14 protein-coding genes are annotated in these 14,166 nt (G+C 72.8%); 5 read left to right on the forward strand and 9 right to left on the reverse strand.

The window, feature by feature from the left end:
• Window positions 1-7: 7 nt before the first annotated feature.
• The gene (locus ACIQU3_RS27455) at window positions 8-361 is read right to left on the reverse strand and encodes a hypothetical protein (protein WP_366715699.1); all 354 of its coding nucleotides are present in this window, start codon (window positions 359-361) and stop codon (window positions 8-10) included.
• A 50-nt stretch (window positions 362-411) separates the two neighbouring features.
• Entirely contained in the window at window positions 412-1,308 is an 897-nt protein-coding gene (locus ACIQU3_RS27460) for a ketopantoate reductase family protein (RefSeq protein WP_403928191.1), read from the reverse strand.
• A gap of 103 nt (window positions 1,309-1,411) precedes the next feature.
• Here ACIQU3_RS27460 and ACIQU3_RS27465 point away from each other — a divergent pair, with 103 nt between their 5' ends.
• Entirely contained in the window at window positions 1,412-1,639 is a 228-nt protein-coding gene (locus tag ACIQU3_RS27465; RefSeq protein ID WP_403731731.1) for a DUF2277 domain-containing protein, read from the forward strand.
• 93 nt (window positions 1,640-1,732) lie between these two features.
• On the opposite strand, the gene ACIQU3_RS27470 is transcribed toward ACIQU3_RS27465, so the two are convergent.
• From ACIQU3_RS27470 to ACIQU3_RS27490, 5 genes are all read right to left on the reverse strand, one after another.
• The gene (locus ACIQU3_RS27470; RefSeq protein ID WP_403731734.1) at window positions 1,733-3,019 is read right to left on the reverse strand and encodes a phosphatase PAP2 family protein; all 1,287 of its coding nucleotides are present in this window, start codon (window positions 3,017-3,019) and stop codon (window positions 1,733-1,735) included.
• 127 nt (window positions 3,020-3,146) lie between these two features.
• Window positions 3,147-3,743 (reverse strand): DedA family protein, encoded by a 597-nt coding sequence (locus ACIQU3_RS27475; RefSeq protein ID WP_403731737.1) that lies wholly within the window; start codon window positions 3,741-3,743, stop codon window positions 3,147-3,149.
• 282 nt (window positions 3,744-4,025) lie between these two features.
• Window positions 4,026-4,475: a DoxX family protein gene (locus ACIQU3_RS27480; protein ID WP_403731740.1), complete on the reverse strand. Its 450-nt coding sequence runs from the start codon at window positions 4,473-4,475 to the stop codon at window positions 4,026-4,028.
• 359 nt (window positions 4,476-4,834) lie between these two features.
• Complete coding sequence (locus ACIQU3_RS27485) at window positions 4,835-6,469, reverse strand: alkaline phosphatase D family protein (RefSeq protein WP_403731744.1); 1,635 nt, start codon at window positions 6,467-6,469, stop codon at window positions 4,835-4,837.
• A gap of 77 nt (window positions 6,470-6,546) precedes the next feature.
• On the reverse strand, window positions 6,547-7,191 hold the full coding sequence (locus ACIQU3_RS27490) for an HNH endonuclease family protein (RefSeq protein ID WP_403731747.1): 645 nt from the start codon (window positions 7,189-7,191) through the stop codon (window positions 6,547-6,549).
• 390 nt (window positions 7,192-7,581) lie between these two features.
• On the opposite strand from ACIQU3_RS27490, the gene ACIQU3_RS27495 reads away from it, so the two are divergent.
• Both ACIQU3_RS27495 and ACIQU3_RS27500 read left to right on the forward strand, forming a co-directional pair.
• Window positions 7,582-8,163 carry a TMEM165/GDT1 family protein gene (locus tag ACIQU3_RS27495; RefSeq protein WP_366713151.1) on the forward strand — a complete coding sequence of 194 codons (582 nt, stop codon included), beginning with the start codon at window positions 7,582-7,584 and terminating at the stop codon, window positions 8,161-8,163.
• Between the two features lie 208 nt (window positions 8,164-8,371).
• Entirely contained in the window at window positions 8,372-9,031 is a 660-nt protein-coding gene (locus ACIQU3_RS27500) for an HAD-IA family hydrolase (protein WP_403928194.1), read from the forward strand.
• A 395-nt stretch (window positions 9,032-9,426) separates the two neighbouring features.
• Here the strand turns inward: ACIQU3_RS27500 and ACIQU3_RS27505 are convergent, their stop codons facing one another.
• On the reverse strand, window positions 9,427-10,596 hold the full coding sequence (locus ACIQU3_RS27505) for a peptidoglycan-binding protein (protein ID WP_403928197.1): 1,170 nt from the start codon (window positions 10,594-10,596) through the stop codon (window positions 9,427-9,429).
• A 159-nt stretch (window positions 10,597-10,755) separates the two neighbouring features.
• On the opposite strand from ACIQU3_RS27505, the gene ACIQU3_RS27510 reads away from it, so the two are divergent.
• Window positions 10,756-12,807 (forward strand): DHA2 family efflux MFS transporter permease subunit, encoded by a 2,052-nt coding sequence (locus ACIQU3_RS27510; RefSeq protein ID WP_403928200.1) that lies wholly within the window; start codon window positions 10,756-10,758, stop codon window positions 12,805-12,807.
• Between the two features lie 2 nt (window positions 12,808-12,809).
• Here ACIQU3_RS27510 and ACIQU3_RS27515 read toward each other — a convergent pair whose 3' ends face one another.
• Window positions 12,810-13,301 (reverse strand): GNAT family N-acetyltransferase, encoded by a 492-nt coding sequence (locus tag ACIQU3_RS27515; RefSeq protein WP_403928202.1) that lies wholly within the window; start codon window positions 13,299-13,301, stop codon window positions 12,810-12,812.
• A gap of 169 nt (window positions 13,302-13,470) precedes the next feature.
• Here ACIQU3_RS27515 and ACIQU3_RS27520 point away from each other — a divergent pair, with 169 nt between their 5' ends.
• Complete coding sequence (locus ACIQU3_RS27520; protein WP_403731764.1) at window positions 13,471-14,166, forward strand: hypothetical protein; 696 nt, start codon at window positions 13,471-13,473, stop codon at window positions 14,164-14,166.

The raw sequence follows: 14,166 nt of genomic DNA on the forward strand, positions 1-14,166 counted from the left end.
GGGCTTGTCACGAGGCTCCGCCGGTCTCCTCCGGCGGTGCCTCGTGCGCGTGCTTCAGATCCGAGCGGGCCGCCACCCGCTCGGGACCGGCGAGTTCGGACCAGTAGCGGTGGGTGCTGACGAACACCGCGAGCTCGTGCTCCCGCTGCCGGAGCTTCTCCACCTCGGCCTGTTCGTCGGCGCTCCAGCCGGGGGAGGCGGGCCGTTCCACCTTGCGCCAGCCGTTGTCGTCACTGAAGCCGTCCAGTGGCTCCACCGACCACGGGAGCCGCTTCAGCAGGGCCGACAGCTCGGCCCGGACCTGATGGAGTTCCTCCTGACCGGCCAGGAGGTCACTCGGAAAGTCGTAGGTCGCAGCCACGCCTCAATGATACGCATGTTCGAATTTGGCGGCGAGTTCCTTCCTGGGGTTCATGCGAACGGGCGCACCTCGCTCACCACCCGTGCCGTCACCGGAGCCGGAATCCCGTGCCGCTCGGCCGCGCGGAGCAACGCACCGCCGATGGCGTCCAGTTCGAGGGGATGGCCCGCCTCGGCGTCGCGCTGCATCGAGGACTTCGTCGCGGGCGGGAAGGCGTCGTAGCGGGCGAGGGCCCGGGCCGGGTCCGCCGGGCCGCCGCACGCGCGGCTGATCGCGGCCGTCTCCTCCACCAGGGCGGTCAGCTCCGCACGGTGGCGGCTACGGACCTCGCCGAGGGGGAGGCCGTAACGCGTGGTGAGCAGGGCGAAGGGCGCCAGGAACGACATCTTGGCCCACAGGGCCGCCGTCTCGTCCTCCAGGACGCGGGTGGCCGGACCGGCCTCGGCGAAGGCCCCGGCGAGGGCCTCGAGACGGGCCCGGGGCACGTCCGCACCGGTCAGGTCGATCTCGGCGAAGGGGCTGCCGTGCTCGATCACGCCCGGCGCGACGCGGGTCGACTCGACGCGGATCACGGCCGGGGCCACGCGGTCGGGCCGGTACCGGGCGCGCAGGGCCGCCGGATGTTCGACACCGTTCAGGAACGGTACGAGGAGGCCGTCGGACAGCACCGGCGCGGGGATCCGCGCCAGTGCGGCGTCGAGGGCCGTGTGCTTGACGGTGACCAGGCACGCGTCGACCTGCTCCCGCAGTTCGGTGTCCGCCTGCACACGGGCCGTGAAGTCGCCGAACGCGGCGCTGCGGACCCGGATGCCGTCGGTGCGCAGGATCTCGGCGGTCTTCTCGCCGGACAGGCAGATCACGCGGTGGCCGGTGCGGGAGAGCAGGGCGGCGAGCAGGCCGCCCACGCCGCCGGGGCCCAGGACGGCCACGGTGAGTTCGTTCGCCACGAGGAGTTCCTCTCGTCGGTCGGCCCCGGGACGGTGGCCGCCTCGCAGCGATCATGACAGGGATCGCTGTCGTACGAGGGGCGAAGGGGTGAGACTGGAGGACATGTGCCGGAGTATCAAGACGCTGCGCCCGCCCGCGATGCCCGAGGAGGCGACCGAGGAGGATGTGCGCGCTGCCGCCCTGCAGTACGTGCGGAAGGTGTCGGGGTTCCGCGCCCCGGCCGCTCACAACCAGGAGGTGTTCGACCGCGCCGTGGAGGCCGTCGCACGGGCCACGGCCGAGTTGCTGGACGGCCTCGAGGTCCGGGGCGCCGCCCGGAAGGCGAGCTAGCGCCGACGCCCGGGGCGGAAGGCGCCCCGCCGGACCCGAGGCGTGGAAGGTGACGCGGCTGGACCCGGTGCGGGCCGGCCCCGGCTCCGGGCCTCAGACCGCCGGTTCCGGCTGGGGCTCAGCGCGGGGCGCGGGGATGGCCTGTGCCTCCCACAGCCGCGTCGTCCGCTGGTAGCCGTGGACCACCGAGGCCATCGCCAGCAGGAGCAGGGGCGCGAAGAGCCACGGGTACGCGGCCATCTCCATCGGCAGGAAGCGGTAGGACGCCAGCAGCACAGCGAAGACGACCGTCCCGTGGCCGACCAGCCGCAGACCGGCCCGGTCCCAGCCGCGGTCGTACGTGCGCAACGCCGCCTCGACCGTGTACGCGAACACCACGCCGGCGATGAGGTCCACCCCGTAGTGCCAGCCGAACCCCAGCGTCGCGGCCAGGGTGGCGATCAGCCAGAACGTGCCGGCGAGACGCAGGGCGCGCGGACCCCGGCGGGAGTGGATGAAGATCGTCGTGGCCCACGCCGTGTGCAGGCTGGGCATGCAGTTGCGCGGCGTGATCCCGTCGAACGGCACCGCGTACGGGGTGGTGACCGGCGGCAGCGTGTCGGGCCACAGGTCGGCCACCGCCCAGTGCCCGCCCTCGGGGCCGTAGGCGAACATCGGCCCGACCACCGGGTAGATCATGTAGACGGCCGGTCCGAGTACGCCGATCAGCAGGAAGGTCCGCACCAGGTGGTGGCGCGGAAAGCGCTGCTCGGCCGCCACGTTGCGCAGCTGGTACAGCGCCACGCAGACCGCGGCCACCGCGAGCTGGGCGTAGACGTAGTCGAGGGCGTGCTCGCCGACCGGGCCGCTCGCCCTGAGGAGCCGGCCCGCCAGCCACGACGGGTTGCCCAGCGCGTGATCGGCCATGGCGACGTACGGGTCGAGTACGACCGGGCGGGTCTTCGACGTGATCAGCAGCCAGGTGTCCCCGGTCTTGCGGCCGGTCACCAGCAGCAGGCCGAGCCCCACGCCCTTCAGCATCAGGAGGCGTTCCGGGCCGGTGCGGCGGGTGAGGGCGATGATCCCGCAGCCCAGGATCACCCACAGCGCGCCGTTGCCGAACGGGTGACCTTCGTCGGGGTAGGTGCCGGTCGCCCAGCGCCCCAGCAGGAACACGAGGTCGATGCCGACCGCGGTGCCGAGGGCGATGAGCCGTTGCCGCCAGGTGAGCACCACCATCGTCAGGGCGAGGCTGGCGTACAGCAGGAAACCGGACTTGGGGGCGTGGATCACCTCGCGGGCCTGCGTGGTGATCGGCCCGGGTATGCCGAGCCGGTACGCGGCGATCTGGAGCGCGACGAGGAAGCCGAGGGTGAGCGCGCCGGCCGCGGCCCACAGCACGGCCCGTGGATGCCGCCTCGCGGCGGAGGCGATCCGTCCTGTGCGAGAGGCTTCCCGCGACGCCGTCGTCGTCAATGTCTCAGCCGCTTCCCGGTCGTGGTGGTCGTGGTGGTGAGCCGGAGCCGGTCTACGAGGTCCGCGGCTCTCGCCGCATCAGGTACGCCGCCCCCGCCCCGGCGCCGAACAGCGCCGCCACCGACACCGCCGTCGCCAGCCAGGTCGCCCCCAGCCAGTGGGCGCCGAAGTAGCCGAGGGCGACGCTGTACACGGCCCAGGTGAACCCGGCCAGGGCCGACCAGGGCAGGAAGTCGCGGGCACGGTGGTGGGCGGCGCCCGCGCCGAGGGAGACCACCGAGCGGCCGGCGGGAGCGAATCGGGCCACGACCACGAGGGCGCCGCCGCCCCGGGCGAGCGCCGCGCCGAGACGCTGCTGTGCGGTGGTCAGCCGCCGGGAGCGGGAGATCGCCCGGTCCAGCCGGGCGCCGCCGCGCCAGGCGAGGCGGTAGGCGGCCAGGTCCCCGAGGACGGAGGCGGTGGCCGCGCAGAGGGTCAGGGCGAGGATGTCGGGTACGTCGGTCGCGGTGCCCGCTGCCGCCGCCGTGGCCGCCGTGATCACCAGGACGCCGCTGGGCAGCACCGGCAGGAACACGTCGAGCAGGACGGACAAGGCCACCACCGCGTAGATCCACGGACTGCCGATCGGCAACCCCACTTGCTCCAGCACCGCGACTCCCCGTGACTCCCCCGTGGGCCAGACCGTGCCGCGATGGCGCGGGGGACGGCAGGAGTGGCCATGACAGCCATACAGCGTACGCCGGGGGTGTGACGGGCGGTTCACGGGGGGCTCATACGTTCGGTGCGGACTGTTCACCTCGCGGCGACTTGTCCCGAATTCCCGAGATGTGCCGCGAGAGTGGCGTTCCTCGCGCACCGGTCACGGCCGCGGACAGAACGGCGCCCTCCCCTGGAGGAAGGCGCCGCTGCGGTGTCCGACGGGCCGGGCGGTTCAGGCGGCCACCGGGGTCTGGTCGGCGGAGCGCTCCTGCGCCGAGGTGCGCTTGGACAGCAGCCGGTCCAGGCCGAACGCGCCGGAACCGGTGAAGATCAGCAGGAACATGGCCCAGCAGTACATGGCCGCGCCCTCGCCGCTGTTCTCGATCGGCCACAGCCCCTGGGGCTGGTGCACCTTGAAGTAGGCGTACGCCATCGCGCCGGAGGAGATGAACGCCGCGATGCGGGTGCCGAGACCCAGCAGCACCAGGACGCCGCCGACGAGTTCGATCACGGCCGCGTACCAATTGGGCCAGGCGCCGGTCGGGGCGGTGCCGCCCTTGCCGTCCGCGCCGCCGAGGACGCCGAAGAGTGCGACGGCGCCGTGGCAGGCGAACAGCAGGCCGACCACGATCCGGAACAGTCCGAGCGCGTACGGCTGAGCGCCGTTGAGGCGAGCGGTCATGTGGGGGGTCTCTCCTTCGGTTGGCCGGCCCTGGGGAGGCCGGTCGGGGACGGATACCGCGGAGTGGCCCACGTTAGGTGCGCCTAATTGATGCTTGCAAGTTCAACATTTGGCCACGGCTTTGCCTCCCGATGCGGCGCAATCCCTGGCGCAGCCGCACGTGGGGCGGATTTCGGCGCCGCGTTCCCGCCCGAAAGAGTGACCGAATCCACTCCCGGCCTGCCTCCCGCGGCGGCCGTCCTGCGCGTGCCTTCTGTCGGCATGTCGATCGTTAACTGCCTTGTGTGTGCAACTAATTGATGAGCCATCAGGTGGTGTGGGCACCGTTTGCGGCACAACCGGCAGGCGGAGCCGCCGGGTTACGGCGCCAGTTCCGAGTCCAGCAGCGTCGTCAGGAGGGGGCCCGCCCCCTCGCGGGGCTTGGCCTGCTCCAGTCGCAGGCGGGCGGAGCGGCCGCGCATGGTCAGGGTCATGAGCTGGTTGCCGAACCACGGGCCGCCCGTCTTGCGCCAGCCGACCGGTGGCTGCGGGAGACGGCCGTGCCGGGCGAGGCCGCGGCCGACACCCCGCGCCGGCGCGCTCCAGCCGATGCGGAAGGCCAGCCGCATCGACAGGGGGACCGAGTTGTGGACGGGGGAGCAGACGAGTTGCACCACCCGGGCGTCCGGGCCCCGGCCGGGCCACGAGGGTTCGGCGATGTAGGCGTGGTGCACGTCCCCGGACAGCACGCACACCGTCGCCGGGGCGTCCCGGCCCGAGCCCGCCTCGGCGATCAGCTCCGCGAGCCCCGCGAAGGACTCTGGGAACGCCGACCAGTGCTCCAGGTCGGCGGCGCGCCGGACCTTCTCCCCGAACCGCGCCCAGCGCTCGCCGCGTTCGCCGCCGCACAGTGCCGCGTTCCACCCCTCGGCGTCGTGCACCAGGTGCGGCAGCAGCCAGGGCAGCGAGGTGCCGATCAGGAGGTGGTCGTAGGCGGACCTGTCCCGCACCTGCTCGCGCAGCCAGGCCTCCTCGCCCGGGTCGAGCATCGCGCGCTCGTCCTCGGCGAGGACCCGGGCGGCCCTGCTGTCCACCATCACGAGACGGACCCGCCCGAAGTCGCGCCGGTAGCTCCAGCGGGCCGTGGCCGCGTCGGCGTCGGCCCGGGCGGCGAAGTCGCGCAGTGCCTCGGTGCCGTCGGGAGCCTTGCACACCGCCTCGTACACCGGGTCGGCCGCCAGCTCCTCCAAGGAGAGGTTGCCCAGGTGCTGGTGGACCCAGTAGGACATCAGGCCGCTCAGCAGCCGCTCCTGCCACCAGCCGGTGGCGCGCATGTCCTCGAGCCAGGAGGCGGAGGTGTTCCAGTCGTCGATCACGTCGTGGTCGTCGAAGATCATGAAACTGGGCACGGTGGACAGCAGCCACCGGATGCGCGGGTCGAGCCACGACTCGTAGTAGAGGTGGGTGTACTCCTCGTAGTCCGCGACCCCGGTGCCCGGCCCTTCCTTCAGGTCGCGGCGGCCCGCCAGCCAGCGCTGGGTGGAGTCGGAGGTCTCGTCGGCGTACACCTGGTCGCCGAGCAGCAGCAGCGCGTGCGGCCGCTCGCCCTCGGGGTCGGCGGCGAGGCGGGTGGCGAGGGCGTCCAGGGCGTCCGGGCCGACGGGGTCGTGGCCGCCGCCCGGCGGTGAGGCCCAGCGGCAGGAGCCGAAGGCGACGTTGAAATCGCCCTCCGGGCCCGGTGCGTGGATCGCCGAGGGCGGGAAGGGGGAGCCGGGCAGCGGCCACACCCGGGTGCCGTCGAGGAGCACCTCGTAGGTCGTGGTCGTACCGGCCGTCAGGCCCGTCACCGGGACCAGGGCGTAGTGGTGGCCCGCGATCTGGAAGCTGTGGGCCGTGCCGCCGGCGCCGTCGGCGCAGCGCACCTCGGCGGTGCACGGACGGCTCGTCTCGACCCACACGGTGGCGGACGAGCCGTCGGTGTACCTCAGCAGCGGTCCGAGGCGCAGTGCGCTCATGTCGTTCCCCTCTCCGTCGCCCCGTACGGTACGCAGCGACGGAGGTCAGCGGGGAGGTCCCGGCACGAATCAGCGTGTCAGCAGCTCGCGAGGTAGTTCGTCAGCGCGGACTTCTCGGCCGAGTCGACGGAGAGGCCGTAGTAGTACTTCACCTGCACCCACGCGCGGACGTAGGTGCAGCGGTACGCCGTCCGGGACGGCATCCACGTGGCCGGGTCCTGGTCGCCCTTGGCCTGGTTGACGTTGTCGGTGACCGCGATGAGCTGCGGGCGGGTGAGGTCGTTGGCGAACGACTGGCGGCGGGACGTCGTCCAGGAGTCGGCGCCGGAGTCCCAGGCCTCGGCCAGCGGGACCAGGTGGTCGATGTCCAGGTCGGAGGCGGCGGTCCAGGTCGCACCGTCGTAGACGGAGTACCAGCTGCCGCTGGTGGCGGCGCAGGAGGAGTCCTGCTGGACGTTCGTGCCGTCGCGCTTGAGGACGACCTCGCGCGTGTTGCAGGCGCCGGACTGGGTGATCCAGTGCGGGAAGAGGTCGCGGTCGTAGCCGGTACGGTCCTCGGTCGCGACGGTGAGCGAGGCGAGGTAGGTGCGGGCGGTGGCGGCGCTCACGGGGGTGGGGAGGGCGGCGGAGGCCGTGGGGGCGTTGAAGAGGGCCACGGAGGATATGAGTGCGGTGGCCGCCGCGGCGACGCTCAGTCGTCGACGCGCGTAGAACCTGGGCATGCGAACTCCCTGGGGAGAGGGGGGTGTTGGCCGGCGAGCGAGGGAATGCTCGCGCTGCCGTGTGACGCACAGATGTGCGCCCGGTGAGAAGTTAGTGACGCGGCCATGACATGACAAGATTTCAGGCGGAACTTTTCAGTCCAGGCGCGTCCCGTACCATGGACGGCGCAGAAGGGGAGTAGCTCTTCGCCGGACCGTCGACATACTGCTCAGCCCGCCTGAGCCGGCGCCCGGAGGCAGGTCCTTTCCCGGACCTGCCAGCGAGACCTTCGGCAGAGCAGTGCACACCCGTGCCTCCCGGCACGGGATTCCGAGTGTGCTGCCGTGCCGAGGTGTCGCGTGCGAAGTCCAGCACTCTCGGTGGGGCAGCCCCGACCGATTGAGGAACCCTTGATCAGCCTGACCGTGACGGCCGTCGTCTTCGGCGTCGTCTTCCTCGCGGAACTGCCGGACAAGACCGCTCTCGCCGGCCTCGTCCTGGGCACCCGCTACCGCGCCTCCTACGTCTTCGCCGGTGTCGCCGCCGCCTTCGCGCTGCACGTCGCGCTCGCCGTGGCGGCCGGCAGTGTGCTGACGCTGCTGCCGCAGCAGATCGTGCAGGCCCTCACGGGTGTGCTCTTCCTGGGCGGGGCCGCGGTGCTGCTGCTCAAGAAGGGCGAGGACGAGGAGGAGATCCGCAAGCCGGAGAACCAGTCCTTCTGGAAGGTCTCGGGCGCCGGCTTCATGCTCATCCTGGTCGCCGAGTTCGGTGACCTGACCCAGATCATGACCGCGAACCTGGCCGCCCGCTACGACGACCCGCTCTCCGTCGGCCTGGGTGCGGTGCTCGCCCTGTGGACGGTGGCCGGACTCGGCATCGTCGGCGGGAAGGCGCTGATGAAGAAGGTGCCCCTGCGGCTGATCACGCAGATCGCGGCGCTGGTGATGCTGGCGCTCGGGCTGTGGAGCCTGTGGGAGGCCGTGGCCGGATGACCCCGGCGCCGAACCGCGGGTGAACGTCCGGTGGGGCCCCCTGGCGCAGAACCGGGATTGTTTTGTACCGTGGAGGAACAAAGTGGCCTCCGCCCGTTTTCCCTGACCGGCGGGCGGGGCCGCCTTGTCCCCCCCCGGGGCGTGCCGGTCGCGATCCGCCGTCAGCCCCTCGCCGCGCTGGAACGCGCCCCGAGCCTTGGAGCTGCCGATGACGGCCACCGCCGTGCTCACCGCCCGCGCCCTCCTGCTGGACATGGACGGCACCCTCGTCAACTCCGACGCCTCGGTCGAGCGCGTCTGGCGGCGCTGGGCCGAGCGCCACGGGCTGGACGGGGACGAGGTCATGACGGTCGTCCACGGACGGCAGGGCTACGCCTCCATGGCGCTGCTGCTGCCCGACCGGCCGATGGAGCAGAACCACGCCGACAACGCCCGGATGCTCGCCGAGGAGACGGCCGACACCGAGGGTGTCGTCGCGATCCCCGGGGCGCCGGAGTTCCTGGCCGCGCTGCGCGGGGTGCCGCACGCGCTGGTGACCTCCGCGGACGTGCCGCTCTCCACGGCGCGGATGGCGGCGGCCGGTCTGGAACTGCCCGGGGTGCGGGTGACGGCGGAGTCCGTCGGGGCGAGCAAGCCCGACCCCGAGGGGTTCCTGAAGGGCGCCGCGGAGCTGGGGATCGCCCCCGCGGACTGCGTGGTGTTCGAGGACTCCGGAGCGGGGATAGCGGCCGGTCGCGCCGCCGGGATGACAGTGGTCGGGATCGGGTCCCGGGCCGCGGCCCACGGGCCGGACGTGGTGGTCGAGGACCTCACGAAGGTGCGGGTGGAAACCGTGGGCGACGGGACGGTCCGCCTCCACATCGGCTGAGGCGGGAGGCCCGGCTCGTCCGGACGGCCCGACTCGTTCGGGCACCCGGCTCGTCGAGACCGCCGGCTCGTCCAGACTGCCCGGCTCGTCCAGGCAGCCCGGCTCGTCCAGGCAGCCCGGCTCGTCCAGACTGCCCGGCTCGTCGAGACCGCCGGCTCGTCGAGACCGCCGGCTCGTCCAGACTGCCCGGCTCGTCGAGACCGCCCGGCTCGTCCAGACTGCCCGGCTCGTCCAGGCAGCCCGGCTCATCCGGGCACCCGGCTCGTCCTGGCTGCGGGTGGGCGTCACGCGTGCGGACCGCTGTTGTCGGCCGGGCGGCGCGTGCGCGTCACGTGGGCGCGAACCGAACCGCTGTCGTCGGCGGTCACTGCTTCGGAGCACGACGGCCCCGGCCGTCACGGCTGCTTGGTTTCCGACTCCAGCTTGGTCCGGGTCTCCGCGTCGTAGGCGCCGAGGTCGTCGGTCTGGATGCCGCGTGACCACTGGTACGTGCGGACCGCATCCTGGAGGCGGTCGTCGAAGTCGCCGTCGGCGTCGTCGATGTACAGGTTCAACTGGCGCAGGCGCAGCTGGAGTTCGGTGACCTCCGGGCCACGGTCGCCGATGCGCAGGACGGTGGGGCCGCCCTTCTGCCGGGAGTTCTCCGGGGGAGCCTGGCCGGCGCCGGTCGCCGGCGGCGATGTCTGCGGCGCCGACGGAGAGGGCGACTGCGACGGGCTCGCCGAGGCGCTCGGCACGGACGGCGAGGGCGAGGCGGACGGGCCGGCGCTGCGGGAGGGCGACGGGCGCGGTGCCGCCGGGGCCGGCTCGACCGCCGTGGCGCTGCCCTCCGCAGCCGAGGGCGCCGCGCTGCTCGACGGGGCGTCCGGCACACTCGCCCGGATGTCGTCCGGCAGGGCGGTGTCGCGGGACGGGCTCTCGTAGGAGAACAGCCCGGTCGCGTACCCGGCCGCCGCGACGACGGCGACACAGGCTCCTGCGGCGACGACCAGAAGGGTGCTGCGCCGACGAGGCCGACGCTGTGAGCTCTCGCCGGGCTCCGGTGCGCCGCGGTCCGTCCCCCTGCTGCCGTCGAACACCCGCAGGTCCGTGACGCTCGGCTCGGTGGTGGCGGAGGTCAGGGGAGCCGGGACCGCCGAGGTGGCGGGGGCGGCGGAGATGCCGGAAGCGGCGGGCAGTGCGGCGGTCGCGCCCGGGTCGACGACCGGCAGCGGCGCGGTGACGTCGGCGGGGGACACGGGCGGGGCGGCGCCCCCGGGGTGCGCGGCCTCGGCGTACGGGACGGAGGCCTGCTCGCGGGAGGCCTGCTCGCCGGCAGCCTGCTCGCCGGGGGTCCGTCCGTCGGAGGGCTGCTCGCCGGCCCGCCCCCCGGAGGCATCCCCGGTGTCGATCTCCACGTACGGGCGTATCCGCAGCGGGTCGAAGTCCTCCGCTGCCGCCGCCTGGGTCGTGCGGGCGTCGAGCAGGGCCTCGGCGGCGCGGTGCGTGCAGGCGCAACTGGGGGTGTTGTCCCGCTGTCTGGGCGCGCCGCACTCCGGGCACGGGTGACCGTTCGGCGGTTCCACGCGTTCCTCCCTCCCCTCGCGAACTCCAGAGATTATCCAGATCTTCTCCACAGCGTGATGAACGAGCCCCCGGAACCACTGCTTCCAAAAGGGCCCGGCAGGCCATAACAGGTCACAGCGGTCACGATGGAAAATGTCACAGCAGACGCGGGAGGTCGGATGGCCGAGGACGGGAAAGCCGCCACGCTGACGCCCCAGGGCGCGGCCCCCCGGGAGCAGGTGCCCGGAAACGTCCTGGTCTCCATCGGCGCCCTGCTCCTCGGCATGCTGCTCGCGGCCCTCGACCAGACCATCGTGTCCACCGCGCTGCCCACGATCGTCAGCGATCTCGGCGGGCTGGACCACCTTTCCTGGGTCGTCACCGCCTACCTGCTGGCCGCGACCGCCGCCACCCCCCTGTGGGGCAAACTCGGCGACCAGTACGGGCGCAAGCGGCTCTTCCAGACGGCGATCGTGATCTTCCTGGTCGGATCCGCGCTGTGCGGGGCCGCGCAGGACATGGCCCAGCTGATCGCGTTCCGGGCCCTGCAGGGGCTCGGCGGCGGCGGGCTGATCGTGCTGTCGATGGCGATCGTCGGCGACCTGGTGCCCCCTCGTGAACGCGGCCGCTACCAGGGGCTGTTCGGCGCCGTCTTCGGCGCGACCAGTGTGCTCGGACCGCTGCTCGGCGGCCTGTTCACACAGCATCTGAGCTGGCGCTGGGTGTTCTACGTCAACCTGCCCGTCGGCGTCGTCGCGCTCGCCGTGATCGCGACGGTCCTGCACCTCCCGCGCACGTCGCAGCGGCACGTCATCGACTACCTCGGCACCCTTCTCATCGCCGCCGTCGCCACCTGCCTGGTGCTGGTCGCCTCGCTGGGCGGCACGACCTGGGCGTGGGGGTCCTGGCAGATCGTCGGACTCGCGGTCTTGGGCGCCGTCCTCGCCGTCGCCTTCGTCGCCGTCGAGCGGCGGGCCGCCGAACCCGTTCTGCCGCTCAGGCTGTTCCGCGTGCGGACCTTCACCCTCGCCGCCGTGATCAGTTTCGTCGTCGGGTTCGCCATGTTCGGCGCCATGACCTACCTGCCGACCTTCCTCCAGGTCGTGCAGGGCATCAGCCCGACCATGTCGGGTGTGCACATGCTGCCGATGGTGCTGGGCCTGCTGCTGGCGTCGACGGCTTCCGGCCAGATCGTCAGCCGGACCGGCCGCTGGAAGGTGTTCCCGATCGCCGGAACCGGCATCACCACGCTCGGGCTGCTCCTGCTCCACCAACTCGACGAGCACAGCTCCACCGCCGAGTTGAGCGGCTTCTTCTTCGTCTTCGGCCTCGGACTCGGCCTCGTCATGCAGGTCCTCGTGCTCATCGTGCAGAACGCCGTCCCCTACGCGGACCTGGGCGTGGCCACCTCCGGCGCGACCTTCTTCCGCTCCATCGGCGCCGCGTTCGGCGTCTCCGTCTTCGGCACGGTCTTCGCGGGCCGGCTCGGCGACCAGCTCACCGACGCCTTCCGGGGCAGCACGCTGCCGCCCGGCACCTCCGTGGACACACTGGAAGCCGACCCGCGTGGCATCGCCGCCCTGCCGCCCGGTCTGCGCCCGCCGGCCCTGCACGCCTACGCCGTGTCCATCACGGACGTCTTCCTGTACGCCGCCCCCGTCGCGCTCCTCGGCTTCGTGCTGGCCTGGTTCCTGAGGGAGGACCGGCTGCGCGGCTCGGTCACCGCCCCCGACGCCACCGAGACCCTCGCCAGCAACCCGGTGCAGCGGTCCTCGTACGACGAGGTGTGCCGCGCGCTGTCGGTGCTCGGCACCCGCGCGGGGCGGCGCGAGGTCTACCGGCGGATCACCGCCCGGGCGGGCTACGACCTGCTGCCCGCGACGAGCTGGCTGCTGCTGCGGATGCGGCGCCACGGCTCGGTGGAGCCGGGCGTGCTCGCCGACACCATGCCCGTGCCGCTGGCCGTGATCATGGAGGCCGTCCGGCAGGCCGAGGGGCGACGCCTGGCCGTACGCCGGGGCGTGGACATGGTCCTGACCGGCGAAGGGCGCGAGGTCGCCGACCGGCTGGCCGCGGCCCGCGAGGAGTCCCTCGCCGCCCTGCTCGGCGACTGGTGGGGACCGGACCGGCCGGCCGACCTGGAACATCTCGTACGGGAGCTGACCGGCGAACTGTGCGGGTCACGCCGCGAACGCCCCTACCGGGCGCGCCCCGCGCAGGAGCGGCCCTGAGGTCAGGTCAGTTCCTTGCAGAACCAGTGCTCCGCGTAACGGTCGTCGTTGTGCGGTTCGGTCTCCGTGTAGCCGAGACGGGCGTAGAGGGCGCGGGCCTCGACGAGGTCGCCGCGGGTGTCGAGGATCAACCGGGTGGCGCCGAGTGCGCGAGCGGCGCCTTCGGCGGCGCGCACCAGGAGCGGGGCGCCGCCCCGGCCGCGCATCGGCTCGTACAGGAACACCCGCGTCAGCTCGGCGGTCGTGCCGTCCAGCATGCGTACGCCCGCGCTGCCGGCCGGCTCACCGTCGTACCGGGCGACGAGCAGCAGCCCGCGCGGCGGGGCGAGATCGGCACCGGTCGGGGCGGCGATCTCCCGCTCCAGCTCGGCCGGGTCGGTCCGGCGCCCCTCGTGCAGCAGGTACCAGCGGTCGCTGACCTCGGTGTAGTACGCCCGCCACAGAGCGGTGGCGACGGGGGAGTCGAATGGTTCCGGCGTCACGGTCCACATCACGAAACGCATTCTCCGCAGGCACCCCATCGGACATGCAACCGAATAGTTCCGGCCACCGTGTGCGCCGCGGATACGGCCGAACACCGTTTGGAGACGGGCTTCGGGGCTACCCGATGAGTGAACCGGTCCGCGAGGAGGGCCGGTTGGGCCGAGAACCCGGAAGGCATTCATGTCCACTGGCCTGATCATTGCTCTGATCGTGATCGCGGCGGTCGTTGTCATCGCGGCCGTCATGACCCTGCGTGCCCGCGGCCCTCGGCGGGGCCCGAGCCTGAAGCGGCGCTTCGGACCCGAGTACGAGCGGGCCGTCGCCCGGCACGACGGTGACGCCAAAGCGGCCGAGCGCGAGCTGACCGAGCGCGTGCAGCGCCACGGCGACCTGCGCGAGCGGCCGCTGGATCCGGCGCAGCGCGAGCAGTTCGAGACGCGCTGGACGGCCGCACAGGAGCGGTTCGTCGACTCGCCGCGCGAGGCCGTCGCCGAGGCGGACCGGCTGCTCGCCGAGGTCGCCGGTGCCCGCGGCTTCCCGGACGGCGGGCAGTACGAGGAACAGCTGTCCGCGCTGTCCGTGCACCACGCCCACCACGTCGACGGCTACCGGCGCGTGCACCGCGCGGCGCATCTGCGCGCGGAGGACGCCCGTGACGGCGGCCAGGGCACGGAAGACATGCGTGAGGCCTTCGTGGCGGCCCGCGCCCTGTTCGAGGAGCTGGTGAAGCCCGCCCGCCACGACGGCGGCGGCCACACCGGCGGACGGCACGACGGTGGCCGCGAGCGCGCCGCCCTGAACGGCGGCCGCAAGGCCCCGGCCCGCGGCGGTCACCTGCCGTGGGCGATGAACCGACGTCAGGCGAAGGAGAGTTGA

Origin of the sequence: Streptomyces sp. NPDC101110 (genome assembly GCF_044759525.1) — a bacterium.
GTDB lineage: Bacteria > Actinomycetota > Actinomycetes > Streptomycetales > Streptomycetaceae > Streptomyces.